The organism is Salmonella sp. SAL-020 (assembly GCF_017372215.1).
Lineage (GTDB): Bacteria > Pseudomonadota > Gammaproteobacteria > Enterobacterales > Enterobacteriaceae > Salmonella > Salmonella enterica.
The window spans coordinates 330,653-354,315 of the sequence record NZ_CP071690.1; the positions used below are offsets into that span (position 1 = coordinate 330,653).

Consider the following 23,663-nt stretch of genomic DNA (forward strand, 5'->3'; position numbering starts at 1 on the left):
GAGCATTGGCTATTCTTTAAGGGTAGCTTAATCCCACGGGTATTAAGCCTAACCTGAAGGTAGGACGACGCAGATAGGATGCACAGTGTGCTGCGCCGTTCAGGTCAAAGAAGTGTCACTACCTGATGTTGAATTCAGTGAGATGGAGTGACGCCACAAAACAGGATGACAAACCATGTCCAGTCGTATCGATAGAGACGTGATTAATGCGCTAATTGCAGGACATTTTGCGGACCCTTTTTCCGTACTCGGAATGCACCAGACCCAAGCCGGACTAGAAGTCCGCGCCCTATTACCTGACGCCACCGACGTATGGGTGATTGAACCCAAAACCGGACGTAAAGTCGGCAAACTGGAATGTCTCGACGCTCGCGGTTTTTTCTGCGGCGTTTTACCCCGACGTAAAAATTTCTTTCGCTATCAGCTCGCCGTGACCTGGCACGGACAGCAGAATCTCATCGACGATCCTTACCGTTTTGGTCCATTAATACAGGAAATGGATGCCTGGCTATTGTCGGAAGGCACCCACCTGCGTCCTTATGAAACGCTGGGCGCGCACGCCGATACGATGGATGGCGTCACCGGCACCCGTTTCTCCGTTTGGGCGCCTAATGCTCGTCGCGTTTCGGTTGTCGGGCAATTCAACTATTGGGATGGGCGTCGCCACCCGATGCGTCTGCGCAAAGAGAGCGGTATTTGGGAGCTGTTTATCCCCGGCGCGCATAATGGACAACTGTATAAATTCGAGCTGCTTGATGCGAACGGTAATCTGCGCATTAAAGCCGATCCCTATGCTTTTGAGGCGCAGATGCGTCCGGAAACGGCGTCGATGATTTGCGGACTGCCGGAGAAAGTGACGCCAAGCGAAGAACGACAAAAAGCCAATCAGTTTGATGCGCCGATCTCGATTTATGAGGTGCATTTAGGTTCATGGCGCCGCCATACGGATAACAATTTCTGGCTGAGCTATCGTGAGCTGGCGGATCAGCTTGTGCCTTACGCCAAATGGATGGGCTTTACGCACCTTGAACTCTTGCCGGTCAACGAACATCCGTTTGACGGCAGTTGGGGCTACCAGCCGACCGGCCTCTACGCGCCGACCCGCCGCTTTGGTACGCGGGACGACTTCCGCTATTTCATCAATGCGGCCCATGCGGCGGGCCTTAACGTCATTCTCGACTGGGTGCCGGGCCATTTCCCGTCCGATGAATTTAGCCTCGCGGAGTTTGACGGCACCCACCTCTATGAGCACAGCGACCCGCGCGAGGGCTATCACCAGGACTGGAATACGCTGATCTACAACTATGGTCGTCGTGAAGTCAGTAATTATCTGGTGGGTAACGCCCTGTACTGGATGGAGCGTTTTGGGATTGATGCGCTGCGTGTCGATGCGGTGGCCTCTATGATCTACCGCGACTACAGCCGCAAAGAGGGCGAGTGGATACCGAACGAGTTCGGCGGTCGTGAAAACCTGGAAGCCATTGAGTTTCTGCGCAATACCAACCGCATTATTGGCGAGCAGGTGCCCGGCGCGGTCAGCATGGCGGAAGAGTCGACAGACTTCTCTGGCGTGACGCGTCCACCGGAAACGGGCGGCCTGGGGTTCTGGTACAAGTGGAACCTGGGCTGGATGCACGACACGCTGGACTACATGAAGCTGGACCCGGTGTACCGCCAGTATCATCACGACAAGCTGACCTTTGGTATGTTGTACAACCATACCGAAAACTTTGTTCTGCCGCTGTCGCACGATGAGGTGGTTCACGGCAAGAAATCCATTCTCGATCGTATGCCGGGCGATGCGTGGCAAAAATTCGCCAACCTGCGCGCCTATTATGGCTGGATGTGGGCCTTCCCCGGCAAGAAACTGCTGTTTATGGGGAATGAGTTTGCCCAGGGACGCGAGTGGAACCATGACGCCAGCCTCGACTGGCACCTGCTGGAGGGGGGCGATAACTGGCACCACGGGGTTCAGAGTCTGGTGCGCGATCTCAACCACACCTATCGCCACCATAAAGCGTTGCATGAGCTGGATTTTGATGCTTACGGCTTTGAGTGGCTGGTGGTCGATGACAATGAACGCTCGGTACTGATTTTTGTACGCCGTGATAAAGCCGGTAACGAGATCATCGTCGCCAGCAACTTTACGCCCGTTCCTCGCCACGACTACCGCTTTGGCATCAACCAGCCGGGACGCTGGCGTGAAATTCTCAATACTGATTCGATGCATTATCACGGTAGCAACACCGGCAATGGCGGCGTGGTGCACAGCGATGAGATCGAAAGCCATGGCCGTCAGCACTCTCTTAACCTGACGTTACCGCCGTTGGCGACGATCTGGCTGATGCGGGAGGGGGAATGACGCAGCTTGCGATCGGCGAAGCAACGCCGCATGGCGCAACGTATGACGGTCATGGCGTGAATTTCACGCTCTTTTCCGCCCATGCGGAGCGCGTAGAGCTGTGCGTTTTTGATTCCCGAGGGAATGAGCGTCGCTATGACCTGCCAGGACGTCGCGGCGATGTCTGGCATGGTTATCTGGCCGGCGCCAGGCCAGGTTTGCGCTATGGCTATCGCGTACATGGCCCGTGGCAGCCAGCGCAGGGGCATCGGTTTAATCCGGTGAAGTTACTGCTTGATCCTTATGCGCGCCGGGTCGAGGGCGAACTAAAAGATCATCCGCTGTTGCACGGCGGACACGATGAACCGGACTACCGCGATAACGCGGCGGTGGCGCCGAAAAGTGTGGTAATCAGCGACCATTATGACTGGGAAGATGACGCCGCGCCGCGCACGCCGTGGGGAAAAACGGTCATCTATGAAGCGCATGTCAAAGGGCTTACCTATCTGCATCCGGAACTCCCCCAGGAGATACGCGGCACCTATAAAGCGCTCGGTCATCCGGTCATGGTGGCGTACTTCAAACAGCTTGGCATTACGGCGCTGGAACTGTTGCCGGTGGCGCAGTTTGCCAGCGAGCCGCGCCTGCAACGTATGGGGCTGACCAATTATTGGGGTTATAACCCGATGGCGATGTTCGCGCTGCATCCCGCCTGGGCCAGTTCGCCCGAGATGGCGCTGGACGAGTTTCGCGATGCGGTGAAAGCGCTGCATCGCGCGGGGATTGAGGTCATTCTGGACATCGTATTAAACCATAGCGCCGAGCTGGATCTGGACGGTCCAACCTTCTCCCTGCGCGGAATTGATAACCGTAGCTATTATTGGATAAGGGACGATGGCGATTATCACAACTGGACGGGGTGCGGCAACACGCTCAATTTAAGCCATCCCGGCGTGGTGGAATACGCGTGCGAGTGTTTGCGCTATTGGGTGGAAACCTGTCATGTCGATGGTTTTCGTTTTGATTTGGCGTCCGTCATGGGGCGCACGCCGACGTTTCGCCAGGATGCGCCGCTGTTTGCCGCGATTAAAGCGTGTCCTGTGTTATCAACGGTCAAGCTGATTGCTGAACCGTGGGATATTGGCGAGGGCGGCTATCAGGTCGGGAATTTTCCGCCACCGTTTGCCGAGTGGAACGATCATTTTCGCGATGCGGCCCGCCGATTCTGGTTGCCGCGTAACCTGACGACCGGGGAGTTTGCCTGTCGTTTCGCCGCTTCCAGCGATGTGTTTAAACGCAATGGCCGCGCGCCCGGCGCCTCTGTCAATCTGCTCACGGCGCATGACGGTTTTACGCTCCGGGACTGCGTCTGTTTCAATCAGAAACACAATGAGGCGAACGGTGAGGAAAATCGCGACGGCACCAACAGCAATTACAGCGACAATCATGGTAAAGAAGGATTAGGCGGTCCGCTTGATTTAATGGAGCGGCGGCGCGACAGCATTCATGCCCTGCTGGCGACGCTACTGCTCTCTCAGGGAACGCCGATGCTGCTGGCAGGCGATGAACACGGCCATAGCCAGCACGGCAACAATAACGCCTACTGTCAGGATAATGCCTTAACCTGGCTGGACTGGCAGCAGGCAAATCGTGGGTTAACCACGTTTACCGCCGCGCTGATTCGTTTGCGTCAGCAGATACCGGCTTTAACCGGCAATAGCTGGTGGGAAGAGGGCGATGGCAACGTGCGTTGGCTGAATAAAAACGCGCAACCCTTGAGTGCGGATGAGTGGCAAAACGGGCCTAAGCTGATGCAAATTCTGTTGTCGGACCGTTTTCTGATTGCGATAAATGCCACGCTTGAGGTGACAGATATAGTTTTACCCGAAGGGGAATGGCGCGCCGTTCCCCCATTCGCTGGAGAGGATAATCCGGTGATAACGGCGGTCTGGCAGGGACCTGCGCATGGACTGTGTGTGTTCCAGAGAGGATAAAAAAGGAGTTAATCATGGTGAGTTTAGAGAAGAACGATCGTGTAATGTTGGCGCGCCAGCTGCCATTGAAATCTGTTGCCCTAATCCTGGCCGGCGGCCGTGGCACGCGTCTAAAAGATTTAACGAACAAACGCGCCAAACCAGCCGTCCACTTTGGTGGGAAGTTCCGCATCATCGATTTCGCCTTATCTAATTGTCTGAACTCCGGGATTCGCCGTATCGGCGTGATCACTCAGTATCAGTCCCATACGCTGGTGCAGCATATTCAGCGCGGCTGGTCACTGTTTAGCGAAGAGATGAACGAATTTGTCGATCTGCTGCCAGCTCAACAGCGTATGAAGGGCGAAAACTGGTATCGCGGCACGGCAGACGCGGTGACCCAGAACCTGGATATTATTCGTCGCTATAAAGCGGAATATGTCGTCATCCTGGCAGGCGATCATATCTACAAGCAGGACTACTCGCGTATGTTGATCGATCACGTTGAAAAGGGCGCGCGTTGCACGGTGGCCTGTATGCCGGTGCCGATCAAAGAGGCGACGGCGTTCGGCGTGATGGCGGTCGATGAAAGCGACAAGATTATTGATTTTGTCGAAAAACCGGCGAATCCCCCCGCAATGCCTGGTGACGCCAGCAAATCGCTGGCCAGTATGGGCATTTACGTTTTTGACGCCGATTACCTGTATGAATTGCTGGCGGCAGACGATAAAGATGACGCTTCCAGCCACGATTTCGGTAAAGACATTATCCCCAAAATCACCCGCGAAGGTATGGCTTACGCGCATCCTTTCCCGCTCTCCTGCGTGCAGTCCGATCCGCAAGCCGAACCGTACTGGCGCGATGTAGGTACGCTGGAAGCTTACTGGAAGGCGAACCTGGATTTAGCCTCGGTGACGCCGGAGCTGGATATGTATGACCAGAACTGGCCTATCCGTACGCATATGGAATCGCTACCGCCTGCGAAATTCGTGCAGGACCGCTCCGGTAGCCACGGTATGACGCTGAACTCGCTGGTCTCCGGCGGCTGCATTATCTCCGGTTCGGTGGTGGTGCAATCTGTGCTCTTCCCACGGGTGAGAATAAATTCTTTTTGTAATATTGATTCGGCAGTGTTGTTACCTGAGGTTTGGGTAGGGCGCTCCTGCCGTTTACGTCGCTGTGTTATTGACCGTGCCTGTATTATCCCGGAAGGCATGGTGATTGGTGAAAATGCGGAAGAGGACGCTCGTCGTTTCTACCGTTCAGAAGAAGGTATTGTACTGGTCACGCGTGAAATGCTGCGCAAACTGCAGGTCAAACAGGAGCGATAATGCAGGTTTTACATGTATGTTCAGAGATGTTCCCCCTGCTGAAGACTGGGGGGCTGGCGGATGTGATAGGCGCGTTGCCTGCGGCACAAATTGCGGATGGTGTTGATGTTCGCGTTCTGCTTCCAGGGTTTCCCGATATCCGTCGGGGGATACCCGACGCGCATGTGGTGAGCCGCCGCGATACTTTCGCAGGTAAGATATCGCTGCTGTTCGGGCATTATAACGGCGTGGGCATTTATCTGATCGACGCGCCGCATCTGTACGAGCGTCCAGGCAGTCCCTATCACGATACGAATTTATATGCCTATACCGATAACGTGCTGCGCTTTGCCCTGTTAGGGTGGGTCGGCTGTGAAATGGCCTGCGGACTTGATCCATTCTGGCGCCCCGACGTGGTGCACGCCCATGACTGGCACGCCGGGCTGGCGCCCGCCTATCTGGCGGCGCGCGGGCGGCCGGCGAAATCGGTCTTTACCGTACACAACCTGGCCTATCAAGGCATGTTTTATGCAAAGCATATGGATGACATCGAACTGCCGTGGTCATTCTTTAATATGCATGGGCTGGAGTTCAACGGACAACTCTCCTTTTTGAAGGCCGGTTTGTACTATGCCGACCATATTACGGCGGTGAGCCCGACCTATGCGCGTGAAATTACCGAACCGCAGTTTGCTTATGGTATGGAAGGCCTGCTGCGTCAGCGTCATCTGGAAGGGCGCTTGTCCGGCATACTGAACGGCGTGGATGAGAAGATCTGGAACCCGGAATCCGATCTGCTGCTGGCGTCGCGCTACACGCGCGATACCCTGGAAGAGAAGGCGGAAAACAAACGTCAGCTACAAATTGCGATGGGGTTGAAGGTTAACGACAAAGTGCCGCTGTTCGCCGTGGTAAGCCGTCTGACCAACCAGAAAGGTCTGGATCTGGTGCTGGAGGCGTTACCGGGGCTGCTGGAGCAGGGCGGGCAGTTGGCGCTACTCGGCGCGGGCGATCCGGTGCTTCAGGAAGGGTTCCTCGCGGCGGCGGCGGAACACCCAGGGCAGGTTGGCGTACAGATCGGCTATCACGAAGCTTTCTCGCATCGCATTATGGGCGGCGCGGACGTTATTCTGGTGCCCAGTCGTTTCGAACCGTGCGGCTTAACGCAGTTATATGGCTTAAAGTATGGCACGCTGCCTCTGGTGCGGCGTACCGGGGGGTTGGCCGATACGGTCTCCGACAGTTCGTTGGAAAATCTGGCGGACGGTATCGCCAGCGGTTTTGTCTTCGAAGACAGTAATGCCTGGTCGTTGCTACGCGCGATTCGGCGTGCTTTTGTGTTGTGGTCACGGCCTTCGCTTTGGCGGTTTGTACAACGGCAGGCGATGGCGATGGATTTTAGCTGGCAAGTTGCCGCGAAATCATACCGCGAGCTGTACTATCGCTTGAAATAGTCATCCAGGAATCATTTATATGAATGCTCCGTTTACTTATGCATCGCCCACACTCAGCGTTGAGGCGCTTAAGCATTCTATTGCCTATAAGCTGATGTTTACGATTGGTAAAGACCCGGTCATTGCCAATAAACACGAATGGCTGAACGCCACGTTGTTCGCGGTGCGCGATCGTCTGGTGGAGCGCTGGCTGCGTTCTAATCGAGCCCAATTATCGCAGGAAACCCGGCAGGTTTATTACCTGTCGATGGAGTTTTTGATTGGTCGTACTCTCTCTAACGCGCTGCTCTCGTTGGGCATTTATGACGACGTTAAAGGCGCGCTGGAGGCCATGGGCTTAGATCTCGAAGAGCTGATCGATGAAGAGAATGACCCAGGGCTTGGCAACGGCGGCTTAGGACGGCTGGCGGCTTGCTTCCTGGACTCGCTGGCGACGCTAGGATTACCGGGCCGCGGGTACGGCATTCGCTACGATTACGGCATGTTTAAGCAGAATATTGTCGACGGGCGGCAAAAAGAGTCTCCGGATTACTGGCTGGAATATGGCAACCCGTGGGAGTTCAAGCGCCACAATACACGCTATAAGGTGCTTTTTGGCGGGCGCATTCAGCAGGAAGGTAAAAAAGCGCGCTGGATTGAGACGGAAGAGATTCTGGCCGTCGCGTATGATCAGATCATCCCCGGTTACGACACCGACGCCACTAACACACTGCGGCTGTGGAATGCGCAGGCCAGTAGTGAAATCAACCTCGGTAAATTCAACCAGGGCGACTACTTTGCGGCGGTGGAAGATAAAAACCACTCTGAGAACGTTTCACGGGTGCTCTACCCGGACGATTCCACCTATTCCGGACGAGAGCTACGCCTGCGCCAGGAGTATTTTCTGGTCTCGGCGACGGTGCAGGATATCCTGCACCGTCATTATCAACTGCATAAAACCTATGAGAATCTGGCGGATAAAATCGCCATTCACCTCAATGATACGCATCCGGTGCTGTCAATTCCTGAGCTGATGCGCCTGCTGATTGATGAACATAAATTTAGCTGGGACGACGCGTTTGAGGTGTGCTGTCAGGTCTTCTCTTACACCAACCATACGTTGATGAGCGAGGCGCTGGAAACCTGGCCCGTCGATATGCTGGGGAAAATTCTGCCCCGTCACCTGCAGATTATCTTCGAGATTAACGACTATTTCCTTAAAACGTTGCAGGAGCAATATCCCAACGATACCAGCCTGCTTGGACGCGCGTCGATTATTGATGAGTCGAACGGCCGCCGGGTACGGATGGCCTGGCTGGCGGTGGTGGTCAGCCATAAAGTCAACGGCGTTTCTGAACTCCATTCCAACCTGATGGTGCAGTCGCTGTTCGCGGATTTTGCGAAGATTTTTCCGACCCGTTTTTGTAACGTCACTAACGGCGTTACGCCGCGCCGCTGGCTGGCGCTGGCAAACCCGCCGCTTTCTGACGTGCTGGATGAGAATATTGGTCGTACCTGGCGTACCGATCTTAGTCAGCTCAGCGAGCTGAAGCAGCATTGTGATTATCCGCTGGTCAATCATGCGGTGCGTCAGGCGAAGCTGGAAAATAAAAAACGGCTGGCGGTAGTGATAGCGCAACAACTGAATGTGGTGGTGAACCCTAAAGCGTTATTCGACGTGCAGATTAAGCGTATTCACGAATACAAGCGGCAGTTGATGAACGTACTGCATGTCATTACCCGCTATAACCGCATTAAAGAAAATCCGGAGGCCGACTGGGTGCCGCGGGTGAATATTTTTGCCGGTAAGGCGGCTTCCGCCTATTACATGGCAAAACACATTATTCATCTGATCAACGACGTGGCGAAAGTGATTAACAACGATCCGCAGATTGGCGACAAGCTGAAAGTAGTGTTTATCCCGAACTACAGCGTCAGCCTGGCGCAGGTGATCATTCCCGCTGCCGACCTGTCTGAGCAGATTTCGCTGGCAGGGACAGAAGCTTCCGGCACCAGTAATATGAAATTTGCCCTGAACGGCGCGCTCACCATTGGCACGCTGGATGGCGCGAACGTAGAGATGCAGGAGCATGTCGGCGAGGAGAATATCTTTATCTTCGGTAATACTGCAGAAGAGGTGGAAGCGTTGCGCAGGCAGGGTTATAAGCCTCGCGACTATTATGAAAAAGATGAAGAGCTACATCAGGTACTGACGCAGATTGGTAGCGGCGTCTTTAATCCGGAAGAGCCAGGCCGTTACCGCGATCTGGTAGATTCGCTGATTAACTTTGGCGATCACTATCAGGTGCTGGCGGACTACCGCAGCTACGTGGACTGCCAGGATAAGGTGGATGAGTTGTATCGTCGCCCGGAAGAATGGACGACGAAAGCGATGCTCAACATTGCCAATATGGGCTACTTCTCATCGGACAGAACCATCAAAGAGTATGCCGAAAATATCTGGCATATTGATCCGGTGCGGTTGTAGCGGTTTAACGCTTGAGAACGGGGCCAAACGGCCCCGTTTTTTATCGTGGTATATTCGGGGGGTATGCCGATATTCGTCTGCTGAATCTGTTAGCGGCACTTGGTCTCTGTCATGGAAAAAGGGTTGAGTACTGGTGTATAGTATTAGCAGAAAAATCCATAATTAATTGATAATAATATGAAAAAGATTACGACATCTATTCCGGCTCTCGATAAAATTATGCGCGTATTTGCTTACCTTCTGGAGTGCGATGGCGCAACGTTTACCCAGATCCATCAAAATTCAGGGATTGCGAAAAGCAGTACCTCATCTTTGCTCAACGGCATGGTGGAGCATGGGTTATTACGCCAGGAAAAAGACAAGTATTATCTGGGGCTACGCCTGTATGAATTAGGTAATAAAGCGGCGGAACAGTATGACATTAAAAAAATCGCGTTACCGATTCTTGAAGAGATTCGCGATAACACCGGCCTGACCTGCCATCTTGGCGTTCTGGAGGGCGATGCCCCCATTTATCTTCTGAAAGTCGAAAGCCCACAGGCTATTGTGATTCGAAGCTGGGAGGGCAAGCGCCTCTCATTACATAGCTCAGGGCTGGGGAAGGTGCTGATTGCATGGCTTAGCGGGGAAGAGCTGGAGGAGTTGCTGCCTCCAGATCAGATATTAACGCGTTTTACGGATACGACGATCACAGATGTGAATATCCTTAAGCAGGAGTTAGCAGGAATTCGCCGTCGCGGCTGGGGTTATGATAACGAAGAAGACTCCCTTGGCGTGCGCTGCATTGCGGTGCCGGTATTCAATACGCAGGGGAAAGTGATCGCCGCCCTGAGCGTATCCGGCGTTACGTTCCAGATCCCCGATGATAAACGCGAGTCGCTTGCTACGCTGATGATGGATGCCAGCCGTAGCCTGACGCGTCTGATGTGCTGAAATAAAAAGACACAGCGGGCAAGAAGCCCGCTTTCGTCATAGCTTAAAGTCCCGCACGCTGTAAGATCTGCTTCAAATTCGAAATATGTTCTTCATTTGCCGGCAAAACGGGGGGCATTACATGAGTTGAAATATCGACTCCGCTAAGCTGAATTGCCTTTTTGATTATCCCGAAGAAAGGTGAATCCAGGCTGTAAATAGTGGAAAGCGCGGACAGCCGGCGCTGTAATCCGAACATTGTCTCATACTCTTTTTCACACCACGCGCGGTAGATCCCGCAGGTTAGCTGCGGCGCAAAGTTCGCTGTCGCTGGGATCCCGCCGTTGCCGCCTAAGATAAGTGTATCCATCATATATTCATCATAGCCGGAGAAAATAACGAAGTCCGGACGCACTGGCCTGACATTATTGATGATTTCACGAATATGGCTGATATTATCAACGGTATCCTTAATGCCGATAATATTGGGGTGATCCTGCGCCAGCCGGGTAATTAAATCAACGCTAAGGTCCTGTCCCGTCAATGCTGGAAAGTTGTAGAGAATGACCGGGCTTTTTATGTTATTAGCCACGGTTTTGAAATGATGATAAATATACTCATCGGTCAATCTGGCATAGTAGGGATTGAGTACCAGCACGGCATCGACTTCGAGTCGGTCGGCATGCTGACCATACTCAATCACTTCCTGCGTGCTGGTGCTGCTAATACCTAATAGTACTGGAATACGGCGGTTAATATGACGGACGCAAAACTCTGCGGTTTCCAGACGCAGCGCATTGGTCATATGGCAAAATTCCCCCCCGCTGCCCAGCAGTAATACGCCATTGACCTTGCTTGCAATAAGATGATCCAGCAAGGTTGCCATGCCGACTTTATCTAACTCTCCCTGCGCATTAACAATGGTCGGAACTGGCGGAAATACGCCGTGAAATTTCGTAATCTGAGTCATGTATTGATCCTTAAAACAGGCGAGCCGTAGCCCGCCAGGGATATTATTTAAGCCAGGCTCCGGCCATTAATGATGTTGCATTAGCGGTGAACTGTTTAAAGACGCCGTGACGGTTTGAATAATCAGGTTTCTTCCAGCTTGCTCGACGCTCTTCAAGGCAGCGGCGTATTTCCTCTTCTGTTTTAAACACCCCGTCGATCCCTACAATATTGAGCTTGCGGCCTTTCACATCCATTTCGATTAAATCACCATCTTCCACCAGGGCAATCGGCCCGCCATCAGCGGCTTCTGGCGAGACGTGTCCGACACATGGCCCGCTGGTCGCTCCAGAGAAACGACCGTCGGTAATCAATGCGACTTTTCCGTCGAGGCGTTTGTCATACACGATGGCATCGGTGGTCATCAGCATTTCCGGTGCGCCAGAGCCTTTTGCGCCTTCGTAGCGAATGAAAATGACGTCGCCGGGTTCGATATGGTTATGGATGATGGCCTGCTGAGCGTCTTCTTCGGAGTTAAAGACCCGAGCAGGACCGGTATGGTGGTGCATATCCGGCGCACAGGCCGCGTATTTAATGACCGCTCCTTCAGGCGCGATGTTGCCTTTCAGTACCGCAATCGACCCTTTTTTGGTGGCATTTTCTGGTTTACGGATCACCTCCTCCGGACTGACTTTGTAATTGTTGAGGTAACCGTGGTTACGGGTAAAGAAGCCAGATTGATGGAGCATTTCCAGGTTGTCGCCGAGCGTACGGCCAGTCACGGTAAGAACATCAAGATCCAGATAATCGCGCAGATACCATTGCACCATTGGCACGCCGCCAGCGAACCACATCATTTCGGTAACGTATTCACCGCTGGGCTGAATATTGGTCAGATAAGGGATTTCGTTATTGATCCGATCAAACAGTTCGGGCTTCAGCTCCCATCCAAGTTCATGAGCGATGGCCGGAAGGTGGATCATCGCATTGGTGCTGCCACCAATAGCAGCATGGACTTTGATAGCATTTTCAAACGCCGCAGGAGTCAGGATCTTATGGGTGGTGATATTTTTCTCCGCCAGATACAGCGCCTGGTGGCCTGCGGTTCTGGCAACGCGGCGAATTTCCGCCAGGGTCGATGGCAGCAAAGCGCTGCCTGGCAGGGTCAGCCCCAAGGCCTCTGACATGCACTGCATGGTACTGGCCGTTCCCATAAACTGGCAGGCTCCGGCGGTGGGGCAACCGCATTGCTGCATGGCTTCTACTTGCTGAATGCCGATTTCGCCTTTCTTCAACTTAGCAGTGATCCCGCCGAGGTCAGAAGTACTCATATTCGGTGCCGGACGCATAGAACCGCCGGGAATATGCAGCAGCGGCAGGTTCAGGCGTGCGGCGGCAATCAGATGCGCCGGGATAGATTTATCGCAGCTTGAGATCAGAATACCGGCATCATAAGGCACCACTGAGGCATGAATTTCGACCATGTTGGCAATGGCTTCGCGAGATGCCAGGATGTAGTTCATCCCATCGTGGCCCTGACCCCAGCCGTCGCAGATATCCGTCACATGGTGACGGACCGCGCGCCCGCCGCTTTCATGAACACCCAGCACGGCTTCATCGCCCAGTTGGTTAAGATGGAAACTGCCCGGATGACTTTCGCCATAGCAATCATCCACCAGGACCTGCAGTTTATTGACATCTTCTTTGCTGTAATTCATTCCAAGACGCAGGGCGTCGAGCTGCGACCACAGGTCGCGAGCATGTTGACATTTTTGGCTCATTTGGCGATTCCTTCCTGTTTAAGTGACGCACCCGGCGTCGAGGTGTTAGGTGTGTTACTGCTACCTGCAGGACGAGCGGTAACAGAAGGTAAGCTGAAAAGCAGTCCAACGGCGATAAGCAGGGCGGCAACCAGTACGGTCATTCCTGCTGTTTGCGAGAACGTCACCGTTAACAGCCCGACGAGGTACGGACCGATAAAGCCGCCAATGTTGCCCAGGGCGTTGATCGTGCCGCGCACGCCGCCCAGAACGTTGGGGGCGAAGAGTAATGGCGGCAGCGTCCAGAATGGACCGGCATAGGCTTGCAGGAAGAACCCGCAAATAACCATCATGCCGTAGGCGAGCCAGACGTTATCTTTCAGTAATAAGGAGAGGGCGAGGCAGACCGCGAAACCCAGCAGAGGAATAGCCGTGTAAAGGCGGCGATTCATCGTCTTATCACACCATTTGGCGATGTAATACTGACCGATAATGCACAGAACGTAAGGCGCCGCAGTGAGTACCCCAACGATGGTCATGCCGCTGCCGGTCAGGTGTTTAATCAGATTTGGCATCCATAGCGCGAAGCCATAGAAGCCGACCTGTACGAAGAAATAGATACCGACAAGCTTCCACAGGTTGATGCTTTTTAATACGCCGCGAATGCTGCTTTGCTCTCCGCCAATACTCAACGCGCGATCGGCCAGCAATTTTTGTTCGATCCAGGCGCGCTCTTTCGGATCCAGCCACTTTGCCTGATGCGGGTGATCGGAAACCAAAGGTAGCCAGACAAAGAGCAGTCCCAGAGAGAGCAAGCCTTCGATGATAAACATCTCCCGCCAGCCGTAGGTTTCAATAAGCCAGCCGGAAAGCGGCCCGGTAATAATAGAAGCGACGGCCAGGTTCATCTGGAAATAGGCGATAGCCCTGGCGCGCTCCTCATTTGGGAACCAGTGGCCAATCAGCGCCAGAATGGCGGGATACACAGCACCTTCCGCCACGCCGAGCACAAAGCGGATAATCAACAACTGCGTCGGTGTCTGAACAAAACCGGTCAGCAGGGCAAAGCCCCCCCAGGCGACGATTGTCCAGGCAATTAACTTTTTGGCGCTTAGCCGCTCGGCTATCTGACCGCCGGGAATTTGCAGGAAGATATAACCAATAAAGAAGATCCCGGCGACCAGACCGGCAAAAGAAGCCGTCATGCCTAAATCTTCATCCATGCCGCCTGCGATCCCAATGGCGATATTGGTCCTGTCCATATAGGCCACGATATAAACGAGGATCGTGGCTGGAATAATATGCAGCCAGCGCCCTCGTGTGGTCGGTTTCTCTATTTCAATGCTCATCATTGCATCCCTTTAGTATCAAAAATGTGTTCTGTATATGGAACTACTGTTCTGTATATTGACACTATGCCGACGTATTCATACAGCGTCAATTCCATACTCTAAGGAAGGTTATATTTTGTGATTTGCTTCAAAAATGAACGGAGATAAGGTGAGAAAGAGCGGATAACCCAATGGAAACTGCTCATCGGTCTAATACATAGCCAAAATTGTGCGCTGCCTCACAGGATAAGATTATGCTCTCACCTGGTCATTGTGCGTTCAGAGTAAACAGCATTAAATTCTTTATGTGGAATTTGTGTTCTGTATATTGAACTTTAATGCTTTTTAAGGAGAAACAATGGTTACTACCGCGATCTTTCCGTCACGATATGTTCAGGGTAAAGGAGCGTTGACAACGCATCTCCCGCAGGAATTGGCCGCACTCGGTCATAAGGCGCTGATTTTGCAGGATCCTGTTGTTCACAACACCTACCGGGATACAGTTGCAACAGCACTGCACGGGGTGATTGAATTTGATATCGAAGTGTTCAGTAGCGAGTGCAGTGATGAGGAAATTGCTCGCATCTCCGCACGCGCGCAGGAAATTGGCGCCGATGTGATTGTTGGTATGGGGGGCGGGAAAACCCTGAATACGGCAAAAGCAACCGGCGCCAGCCTGCGGCTGCCTATTGCCGTGGTTCCTACTCTGGCCTCAACGGATGCGCCGTGCAGTTCACTGGTTGTTATCTATACGCCAGAAGGGAAATTCAAACGCTACCTGATGATTCCACGTAACCCGACGCTTGTGCTGGTGGACAGCAGTATTATTGCTGCCGCGCCGGTACGCTTTTTGGTTTCCGGGATAGGCGATGCGCTGGCAACCTGGTTTGAAGCGGAAGATTGCCGCATCAAAGGGGCAGGCAATATGACCACTAGGCCAGGACCGATGACCGCATTTGAGCTGGCGCGCTTTTGCTACACCACCTTAATGCGCTATGGGCGCCTGGCGAAGCTTGCTTGTGAACAACATCAGGTTACTCCGGCGCTCGAACATGTTATCGAAGCGAATACGCTATTATCCGGGCTCGGTTTTGAAAGCGGTGGGCTGGCGGCGGCGCACGCCATTCATAACGGTCTGACGGTACTGCCCGCCACGCACAAATACTGGCATGGGGAAAAGGTTGCGTTTGGCACGCTGGCAATGCTTATGCTCACCGATAGAGCGCCTGAGCTTATCGAGGAGGTTTATCAATTTTGTGAAGATATAGGCTTGCCCACCACGCTGGCGGATATTGGTCTGGCTGGCGTTAGCGATGATGAACTGCTGGCCGTTGCCAGGGCGTCTTGTCAAACCGGGGAAACGATGCACAACGAGCCGTTTACCATTACGCCGGAGGCTGTGCAGGCGGCATTGCGGGCCGCCGATGCTGTTGGGCAGGCGCGGAAAAAGATCGATCTTGCAGGTTAATGTGAGCCTGTAAATAAAAAACGGCAGCCGGAACTTTCAACTTCTGTCTGCCGCTATCGTGAATGTTTTAACGTCGCTATTTCAGAAAAATGCATGGGGGGTGCTCAGGACTACCGGGTTTATACTTCCGCTATCGCAGGGATTAGCGGATAGAAAAATGAAAAATGCTAAGTGGCTTTTTTTGTCAATCATGATGGCGTTTATCGGCGTGCCGCTGCTGGTGAACATTATTACGATTATCGTGGGGGGAATGTGGGCGTACATTAGCGTTCTTGAAAATAGTATCCCCATCGCGCAATCTATTGAGAAGGCGACCATTATCCCGGTAGCGCTTCTGGGCGCGGGGTTAATTTTTCTCTGTGGCCGAATATGGGGAAAGGGAAATGCATCAGAGGTAAATCCAGAATGGCGTGATTGCTGCCTGCTTATGCCCGCTCTGGTGGTGCTGATGGGGTGGGTCATCCTGATGTTTCTCACCGATCTTAATATTCGCGCGATAGGGCGTAAACCCATCGCCCAGGTGGTGCAAACGCTTTGGTTAGTACCCAGCGTAATATCCTTTTTCAACGGCTGGGTATGGGCAGTGTTGCTCATCCCGGTTGGCTCGCAGCTCTGTTTTGCATTGGGGTATGGCGGTGCGCGTTGGGGAGTGCTACGCGGCGGTGCGGGCTACTCTTGTCGTAATCTGCTGGTGATTTGCCTGCTGTTTTTCGGGAGCTGTGCCGTATACCAGTCACATCTTTATGCCGTGAAGTATCCCGCTCCCGAGAGCAGTGAATATCTTTATTTCCGCGATTATCAGGCGCACACATGGGGCAACAAGCTAACCGGGCTGCGCGATGAACCGACACTTTTGCTCACCCAAAATTGGCCGCGGCTCGATGGCGCAACGGCTGGCTTGCCGTTATACGCCTCGGCTTTTTATGCGCTTACGCGCTTTCCGGATGATATCTGCCCTGAAGACTACCTTGAAAACCAGGGAACCATTGAAGCCTATCAAAATATCCTTAACGGTAATGCCGATCTTATTTTTGTCGCCCAGCCTTCCACTGCTCAAAAGCAATTGGCCGAGGCCAGTGGCGTAAAACTGGTTTACACCCCCTTTGCACGTGAAGCGTTTGTGTTTATCGTCAACCAAAACAATCCCGTGTCATCGTTGAGTGATGTACAAATTCGCGGCATTTTTAGCGGAAGAATCACCCACTGGAATGAGGTGGGCGGAGAGGCAATCGACATTAAGCCCTGGCAGCGACCGGAAAACTCTGGCAGCCAAACGGCGATGCTGGCGAAGGTAATGAAAGAAACGAAGCTGATGCCAGCGCAAACAACATCAGTGGCAACCGCGATGGGGGATATGGTGGATATCGTGGCTGAGTATCGCAATACGCACAACGCCATTGGCTATACCTTTCGTTATTACGCTACGCAGATGCACAGCAATAAAGAGATTAAATTACTGGCGATAAACGATGTTGCGCCGACGGTTGAAAATATTCGTAACGGCAGTTACCCGTACACGGTTGATGTTTATATGGTCACCCGTGAACACCCCACAGCGGAAACACAAAAGCTGGTGGACTGGTTTCTAAGCCCGCAGGGACAACAGTTGGTGCAGGATGTGGGATATGTGCCGCTGTATCCGGCCGCGAAATAAAGGGACTAAATGGAAGAGGTTAAATTATATGTGGAACGGGTTGGCATAGACCCGGCCAGCGGCGCTGATATTCGTATTGCACGGCGTGAATCCACTTCGTGGCATAAAGATATTGTTGCTGAGCTGATTAATCAGGTCCTCCGGTGTGGTGCAGCATTAATCATCATCGCTGTGCTGACCGCCTGCGATGATCGCCAGGTAAGCTATTTTCCTGATTATGCCGCCATACCCGAGCAATCCGGTATCTGGACCTGGCTGCCTGTGTTCTTTCCATCGTCCGCCAGTGAAATAGAGATGACGTTTAACCTGGACAGCAATCTTTTTTATGCTGACTTTAGCGTGGCCGACGGTGATAAACGCGCGCATTTTGAAAGCGTGCTGGGGGAGGAGAGTGTGGTTCATTATGCCAACTTTTCTCATAAAAGCTGGTGTAAAACGGGGAAAACTCTCTGGAATAGCGAAGCGCGGGCAAAACCCTTCTTTATTACCCAAATAAGTGTCGATCGCTACCGTATCACTAATCATATGCCCGGCTGTACAAAACCCGGCGAGTGAATGCGGTATGTGGCGAAAAGGGCGGTATAAACCGCCCCGGATTTTATTACGACGCCATTGAAAGTTGGTGTTTCTCAACATACGCCGCCAGCCACTGGGTGATGCGGGACTGCTGTTCGGCGGTCAGCCACATGCCTTCTTTGGTGCGACGCCAGATAGCGTCTTCAGTACGGCGCACCCATTCGTGATCCACCAGGTACTTGAGTTCCGCCTCGTAAAACTCATGACCGAAATCTTCGCCTAAATCAAGCAGCGACGTGGCTTCGCCGAGAATCCACTCCGTGTTGCTGCCGTAAGTGCGCGAATAGTGGCGCGCCAGCGATTCCGTCAGGAACGGATAACGACGACGCAGCTTCGCCGCGTAATCTTCGCGGCTGCCGTCGATGTCGCCGCCGGGCAGTACGCACGTTTTGGTCCATGCCGGGCCGATGCCTGGATAATAAGACGCCAGTTTTTCCATCGCGTGTTCAGCCAGCTTACGGTAGGTCGTGAGCTTACCGCCAAACACGGAAAGCAGCGGCGCTTTGCCGTTTTCATCATGAATATCAAGGGTATAATCGCGAGTGATCGCCTGCGGTGAGTCGGACTCATCATCGCACAGCGGACGGACGCCGGAGTACGTCCAGACGATGTCATCGCGCCCCAGTTGTTTCTGGAAGTGCGCGTTATAAACCTTCAACAGGTAATTAATTTCGCTCTCTTCAATTTTTACCGCTTTCGGATCGCCTTTATATTCGACATCGGTCGTGCCAATGATCGAAAACTCTTCCATCCACGGAATGACAAAGACGATACGCTTATCTTCGTTTTGCAGAATATACGCCTGCTTCTGATTATGGACGCGCGGCACGACGATATGGCTGCCTTTGATCAGGCGGATGCCATATGGCGACGGCAGGTGCATCCCTTCGTCGAAGAACTGTTTGACCCACGGTCCGGTGGCGTTAACCAGTCCGCGCGCCTGCCAGACATATTTTTTACCGGTGTCGATATCTTCCGCTTCGACAATCCACAGGCCATTTTCCCGACGAGCGGCGGTTGCGCGAGTACGGGTAAGGACTTCGCCGCCTTTACGCACCACCATCTGTGCGTTAGCCAGCACCAGACGCGCATCGTCTACCCAGCAGTCGGAATATTCGAATCCGCGCACGATTTCCGGTTTGAGCACCGAATCTGCGCCAAACCGCACACCGGTGGAACCGGGTAAACTGGTACGTTTGCCGAGGTGATCGTACATAAACAGACCGATACGGATCATCCAGGCCGGACGTAAATGCGGGCGGTGCGGCAGACGAAAACGCATCGGGAAGGCGATGTGCGGCGCCATTTTCAACAGCACTTCACGTTCTGCCAGCGCTTCGCTGACCAGACGGAACTCGTAGTGCTCAAGGTAGCGTAAGCCGCCGTGGATAAGTTTCGAACTGGCGGAAGAGGTTGCGCAGGCCAAATCCTGCGCTTCCAGCATGAGTACGGACAAACCGCGCCCGGCGGCATCAGCCGCGATGCCTGCACCGTTAATGCCCCCGCCTATCACGATCAGATCTTTGGTTTCCATGCTGCCCTCTTGCACTTTCGTTAAAGTTCAAAAATGTTCGTTATCGAACATGATAGCAAAGAAACGCGCTATTGGTAACATCGAAAAAACATTTTAGAGTGATATGTATAACATTATGGCGCTAAGCTACTCCGTCAACGTACACTGGGCGATAAAATGCCTTAATTGGCTTCACCGGCAATAATGAAAGAGCGATTCATGGAACAATTTGAATGTATCACTGTAGAAGAGGCGTATCAGAAACTGCACCAGGGCGCGGCGGTGCTGGTCGATATTCGCGATCCGCAAAGTTATGCCATGGGTCATGCGCCGCAGGCGTTTCACTTGACTAACGATACGCTGGGCGCGTTTATGCGTGAGCATGGTTTCGATACCGCCGTGATGGTAATGTGCTATCACGGCAACAGTAGTAAAGGCGCCGCGCAGTATCTGCTCCAGCAAGGCTATGATGCGGTTTACAGCATTGACGGCGGGTTTGAGGCCTGGCATCGCCGTTTCCCTGCCGATGTCGCGAATGGCGCGTAATCCCATAAAGATGCAGCCTCCGACGAGAAGGGTATATATACTGTCTTCTTTTGTATGGACTAAGCGACAGCAATAATGTTGATGATTACTTCCTTTGCGAATCCTCGCGTGGCGCAGGCATTTGTTGATTACATGGCCACCCAGGGCGTCATTCTTACTATTCAGCAACATAATCAAAGCGATATCTGGTTGGCAGATGAATCGCAGGCCGAACGTGTGCGGGGCGAGCTGGCGCGGTTTATAGAAAATCCCGGCGATCCGCGTTATCTGGCGGCTAGCTGGCAGTCCGGGCAGACTAACAGCGGGCTACGCTATCGCCGTTTTCCCTTTCTCGCCACGCTGCGTGAACGAGCCGGCCCTGTTACCTGGATCGTGATGCTCGCCTGCGTGCTGGTCTATATCGCGATGAGTCTCATCGGCGATCAGACGGTGATGGTGTGGCTGGCGTGGCCGTTCGATCCGGTTTTAAAATTTGAAGTCTGGCGCTACTTCACCCATATCTTTATGCACTTCTCACTGATGCATATTCTTTTTAACCTGCTGTGGTGGTGGTATCTCGGCGGGGCGGTAGAGAAGCGCCTGGGCAGCGGTAAATTAATCGTCATTACGGTGATAAGCGCGCTGCTAAGCGGCTATGTACAGCAGAAATTTAGCGGCCCGTGGTTTGGCGGACTGTCTGGCGTCGTCTATGCGCTGATGGGTTACGTGTGGCTGCGTGGAGAGCGCGATCCGCAAAGCGGAATTTACCTCCAGCGCGGCTTAATTATTTTTGCATTATTGTGGATAGTCGCTGGTTGGTTTGACTGGTTTGGCATGTCTATGGCGAACGGCGCGCACATCGCCGGGCTTATCGTCGGTTTAGCGATGGCCTTTGTTGATACGCTGAATGCGCGAAAACGAACGTGAGGCGTATCCGGCCTGTGGTCGAGATATTTTTCCAGGCCGGGTAGGGCGAATGCCGCTATCCGGCGCAAGGTTGGTTACTTTCAGAGATTATTCATGAAACAAACACAACGGCATGACGCGATCATTGAACTGGTAAAAAAACAGGGGTACGTCAGTACGGAAGAGCTGGTGGAGCATTTTTCTGTCAGCCCGCAAACCATTCGTCGGGATCTTAACGATCTGGCGGAACAGAATATGATTTTGCGCCACCACGGCGGCGCGGCGTTGCCCTCCAGCTCGGTGAACACGCCGTGGCACGATCGTAAGGCGACGCAAACGGAAGAAAAAGAGCGCATCGCTCGCAAAGTCGCGGCCCAGATCCCCAATGGTTCAACGCTGTTTATTGATATCGGCACGACGCCGGAAGCCGTAGCGCACGCCCTGTTAGGGCACAGTAATTTGCGGATCGTGACCAACAATTTGAACGTAGCGAACACGCTAATGGCGAAAGAGGATTTTCGTATTATCCTCGCCGGCGGTGAACTCCGTAGCCGCGACGGCGGCATTATTGGCGAAGCGACGCAGGACTTTATCGCCCAGTTCCGTCTCGATTTCGGCATTCTCGGTATTAGCGGTATTGATAGCGACGGCTCGTTGCTGGAATTTGACTACCATGAGGTACGCACCAAGCGCGCGATTATCGAAAATTCGCGCCACGTGATGCTGGTGGTGGATCACTCTAAATTTGGCCGTAACGCGATGGTAAACATGGGCAGCATTAGTATGGTCGATGCGGTCTACACCGATACCCTGCCGCCGCCGGGCGTGATGCAGGTGTTGACGGAGAACCATATTCAACTGGAGCTGTGTTAATTCTGTAAAACGTCCCACGTCAGCCCAAAACGCGCCAGGTACTTACGCAGCCGGTCAGCGTCATTCACCGTGGCTTTCCCCTGACGGGAAACGTTGAATAGCTGCCGCCCGGCGTCGGAAAGGGTTTTCGCCTGGCGGCAGATGGCAACGACGTTTTCCAGTTGCATACGGTCAAACAGATCCAGCGCCGTTGCGTCAATGCCCGGCAATCCGTCGAGCGCGGAGGGGCGATGGTCATTCCAGCTATAGCGCAAACGCGCGATTTCATCGTCTACCGTTTCGACCGTGATTCGCCCGTTGTCCGCTAGCGTCGCCATGCGGGTGACGCTGGCGGAGAGTTCGCGGAAGTTACCGCGCCAGGCGGCCTGCGGCGAGGTGGCGAAGCTCAGCCAGGCGCGGCGCGCTTCGGTATTAAAACGCACGCTGTCGCCGGTTAGCGCCGCGTGGCGTTCCAGTTCGTAGTCAAGGTTTGGTTCAATATCTTCCTGGCGCTGACGCAGGCCCGGTAGTTCGAAGGTCCAGAGATTAATGCGCGCGTACAGGTCTTCGCGGAATGTCCCCTCCGCCACTCGCTGGCGCAGGTCGCGCACCGTGCCGGCAATCAACTGGAAATCGCTGCTGACCTGCTGGTCGCTGCCGAAAGGGTAAAAGCGTTTCTCTTCAATGGCTTTCAGCAACATGGCCTGTTCATCCGCGCCCAGTTCTCCCACTTCGTCAAGAAACAGCATGCCGCCGTCGGCGCTGCGCAGCAGTCCTGCACGCTCCTCTCTCGCACCGGTAAACGCCCCCTTAACGTGGCCGAACAGCGCCGACATCGCCGTGTCGCCGCGCAGGGTGGCGCAGTTCACTTCGACAAACGGGCCGCTGAACTGGTGGCGGGCCAGTTTTAGTTCATAGATGCGACGGGCGAGAAACGACTTGCCCGCGCCGGTCGGGCCGTTGAGCAGGATTGGCGAACGGGAGCGTATCGCGACGCGCTCAATTTGCTCAATCATCCGGTTGAAACACGGGTTGCGGGTTGCAATGCCGGACTTCAGGAAGTTGAGCGTCTCCTCCCGCTCCTGGGCGAAGCGGGTGGCGATGTCATTGTAGCGGCTGAGGTCGAGGTCAATAATCGTCACGTCGCCCGTGCTATGCGGTTTATCTTTTTTGCGCGGCGGCGAGGTCTGCGCTAATCGCGCCGGTAGATAGCGCGCCTCCGCCAGCAGGAACCAGCAGATCTGCGCGACGTGGGTGCCGGTGGTGATATGAATCAGATAGTCTTCATCTTCGGGATGAAAGGTATGGCTGCGGGCGAAATCGTGCAGGCAGGCGTAAACCTCTTCGAAGTCCCACGGGTTGCGGATCGCGATTTCTACGCCGACGACTTCCGTTTCCGGCGAGACGCTGGCGATATCCTTCTTTAATCCTTCAAACAGCGAGCGAGAGCGGGCATCGTACAGCAGTTCCAGGCGGTGAACGACCAGCGTCTCCTGCTGACACAGACACAAAGTAGGGCGCCATTTTTCCCAACGCTGACTGCCGCGTCCTGCATAGTCGAGCACCGTGCCGACAAAACCAAAGGCCACCGTTTTTCGCATCTTAGATTTCCTTCTAAAAGACGAGATAATTTTATCGCTTTTTAATGGCTGCCGTGCAGGCATTTTTCTTTC

At 53.6% G+C, this 23,663-nt stretch carries 17 protein-coding genes; 12 read left to right on the forward strand and 5 right to left on the reverse strand.

The genetic code is table 11. The features are described from left to right. The first annotated feature begins 175 nt into the window (after positions 1-175). The 6 genes from glgB to J1G48_RS01540 all read left to right on the forward strand — a co-directional run bounded on the left by glgB (position 176) and on the right by J1G48_RS01540 (position 10,478). The gene (glgB, locus tag J1G48_RS01515) at positions 176-2,362 is read left to right on the forward strand and encodes a 1,4-alpha-glucan branching enzyme (protein WP_000098554.1); all 2,187 of its coding nucleotides are present in this window, start codon (positions 176-178) and stop codon (positions 2,360-2,362) included. Then, positions 2,359-4,335 (forward strand): glycogen debranching protein GlgX, encoded by a 1,977-nt coding sequence (gene glgX, locus J1G48_RS01520; RefSeq protein WP_000192496.1) that lies wholly within the window; start codon positions 2,359-2,361, stop codon positions 4,333-4,335. Before glgB ends, glgX begins: the two co-directional genes overlap by 4 nt. A 14-nt stretch (positions 4,336-4,349) precedes the next feature. After that, on the forward strand, positions 4,350-5,645 hold the full coding sequence (gene glgC, locus J1G48_RS01525) for a glucose-1-phosphate adenylyltransferase (RefSeq protein ID WP_000253995.1): 1,296 nt from the start codon (positions 4,350-4,352) through the stop codon (positions 5,643-5,645). After that, on the forward strand, positions 5,645-7,078 hold the full coding sequence (gene glgA, locus J1G48_RS01530; RefSeq protein WP_001197669.1) for a glycogen synthase GlgA: 1,434 nt from the start codon (positions 5,645-5,647) through the stop codon (positions 7,076-7,078). The genes glgC and glgA overlap by 1 nt, the downstream gene beginning before the upstream one ends. 19 nt (positions 7,079-7,097) lie before the next feature. After that, the gene (gene glgP, locus J1G48_RS01535) at positions 7,098-9,545 is read left to right on the forward strand and encodes a glycogen phosphorylase (RefSeq protein ID WP_000993424.1); all 2,448 of its coding nucleotides are present in this window, start codon (positions 7,098-7,100) and stop codon (positions 9,543-9,545) included. A gap of 177 nt (positions 9,546-9,722) precedes the next feature. Continuing rightward, positions 9,723-10,478, forward strand: coding sequence for an IclR family transcriptional regulator (locus tag J1G48_RS01540; protein ID WP_000724553.1), 756 nt, complete (start codon positions 9,723-9,725; stop codon positions 10,476-10,478). A gap of 43 nt (positions 10,479-10,521) precedes the next feature. On the opposite strand, the gene J1G48_RS01545 is transcribed toward J1G48_RS01540, so the two are convergent. From J1G48_RS01545 to J1G48_RS01555, 3 genes are read right to left on the reverse strand one after another with little or no spacing between them, the layout of a single operon-like run. After that, on the reverse strand, positions 10,522-11,427 hold the full coding sequence (locus tag J1G48_RS01545) for a dihydrodipicolinate synthase family protein (protein WP_000192193.1): 906 nt from the start codon (positions 11,425-11,427) through the stop codon (positions 10,522-10,524). Between the two features lie 43 nt (positions 11,428-11,470). Further along, the gene (locus J1G48_RS01550; protein WP_000078499.1) at positions 11,471-13,186 is read right to left on the reverse strand and encodes a dihydroxy-acid dehydratase; all 1,716 of its coding nucleotides are present in this window, start codon (positions 13,184-13,186) and stop codon (positions 11,471-11,473) included. After that, positions 13,183-14,517: an MFS transporter gene (locus J1G48_RS01555; RefSeq protein WP_001518078.1), complete on the reverse strand. Its 1,335-nt coding sequence runs from the start codon at positions 14,515-14,517 to the stop codon at positions 13,183-13,185. The genes J1G48_RS01550 and J1G48_RS01555 overlap by 4 nt, the downstream gene beginning before the upstream one ends. 337 nt (positions 14,518-14,854) lie before the next feature. Here J1G48_RS01555 and J1G48_RS01560 point away from each other — a divergent pair, with 337 nt between their 5' ends. The 3 genes from J1G48_RS01560 (at position 14,855) to J1G48_RS01570 (ending at position 18,173) form a co-directional block, all read left to right on the forward strand. Continuing rightward, complete coding sequence (locus J1G48_RS01560) at positions 14,855-15,964, forward strand: glycerol dehydrogenase (RefSeq protein WP_000258844.1); 1,110 nt, start codon at positions 14,855-14,857, stop codon at positions 15,962-15,964. A gap of 157 nt (positions 15,965-16,121) precedes the next feature. Next, on the forward strand, positions 16,122-17,618 hold the full coding sequence (locus J1G48_RS01565; protein WP_000786188.1) for a PstS family phosphate ABC transporter substrate-binding protein: 1,497 nt from the start codon (positions 16,122-16,124) through the stop codon (positions 17,616-17,618). 9 nt (positions 17,619-17,627) lie between these two features. Continuing rightward, on the forward strand, positions 17,628-18,173 hold the full coding sequence (locus tag J1G48_RS01570) for a hypothetical protein (protein WP_000393233.1): 546 nt from the start codon (positions 17,628-17,630) through the stop codon (positions 18,171-18,173). Between the two features lie 46 nt (positions 18,174-18,219). On the opposite strand, the gene glpD is transcribed toward J1G48_RS01570, so the two are convergent. Continuing rightward, positions 18,220-19,728 (reverse strand): glycerol-3-phosphate dehydrogenase, encoded by a 1,509-nt coding sequence (glpD, locus tag J1G48_RS01575; protein ID WP_000448179.1) that lies wholly within the window; start codon positions 19,726-19,728, stop codon positions 18,220-18,222. A gap of 198 nt (positions 19,729-19,926) precedes the next feature. Here glpD and glpE point away from each other — a divergent pair, with 198 nt between their 5' ends. The 3 genes from glpE (at position 19,927) to J1G48_RS01590 (ending at position 22,011) form a co-directional block, all read left to right on the forward strand. Further along, entirely contained in the window at positions 19,927-20,253 is a 327-nt protein-coding gene (gene glpE / locus J1G48_RS01580) for a thiosulfate sulfurtransferase GlpE (protein WP_000434523.1), read from the forward strand. Between the two features lie 75 nt (positions 20,254-20,328). After that, the gene (gene glpG, locus J1G48_RS01585) at positions 20,329-21,159 is read left to right on the forward strand and encodes a rhomboid family intramembrane serine protease GlpG (protein WP_000928699.1); all 831 of its coding nucleotides are present in this window, start codon (positions 20,329-20,331) and stop codon (positions 21,157-21,159) included. Positions 21,160-21,252: 93 nt separating this feature from the next. Continuing rightward, positions 21,253-22,011, forward strand: coding sequence for a DeoR/GlpR family transcriptional regulator (locus tag J1G48_RS01590; protein ID WP_000815085.1), 759 nt, complete (start codon positions 21,253-21,255; stop codon positions 22,009-22,011). On the opposite strand, the gene rtcR is transcribed toward J1G48_RS01590, so the two are convergent. Next, positions 22,008-23,591 (reverse strand): RNA repair transcriptional activator RtcR, encoded by a 1,584-nt coding sequence (gene rtcR / locus J1G48_RS01595; protein WP_001232870.1) that lies wholly within the window; start codon positions 23,589-23,591, stop codon positions 22,008-22,010. The two genes, J1G48_RS01590 and rtcR, sit on opposite strands and share 4 nt — an antisense overlap. Between the last annotated feature and the right edge of the window lie 72 nt (positions 23,592-23,663).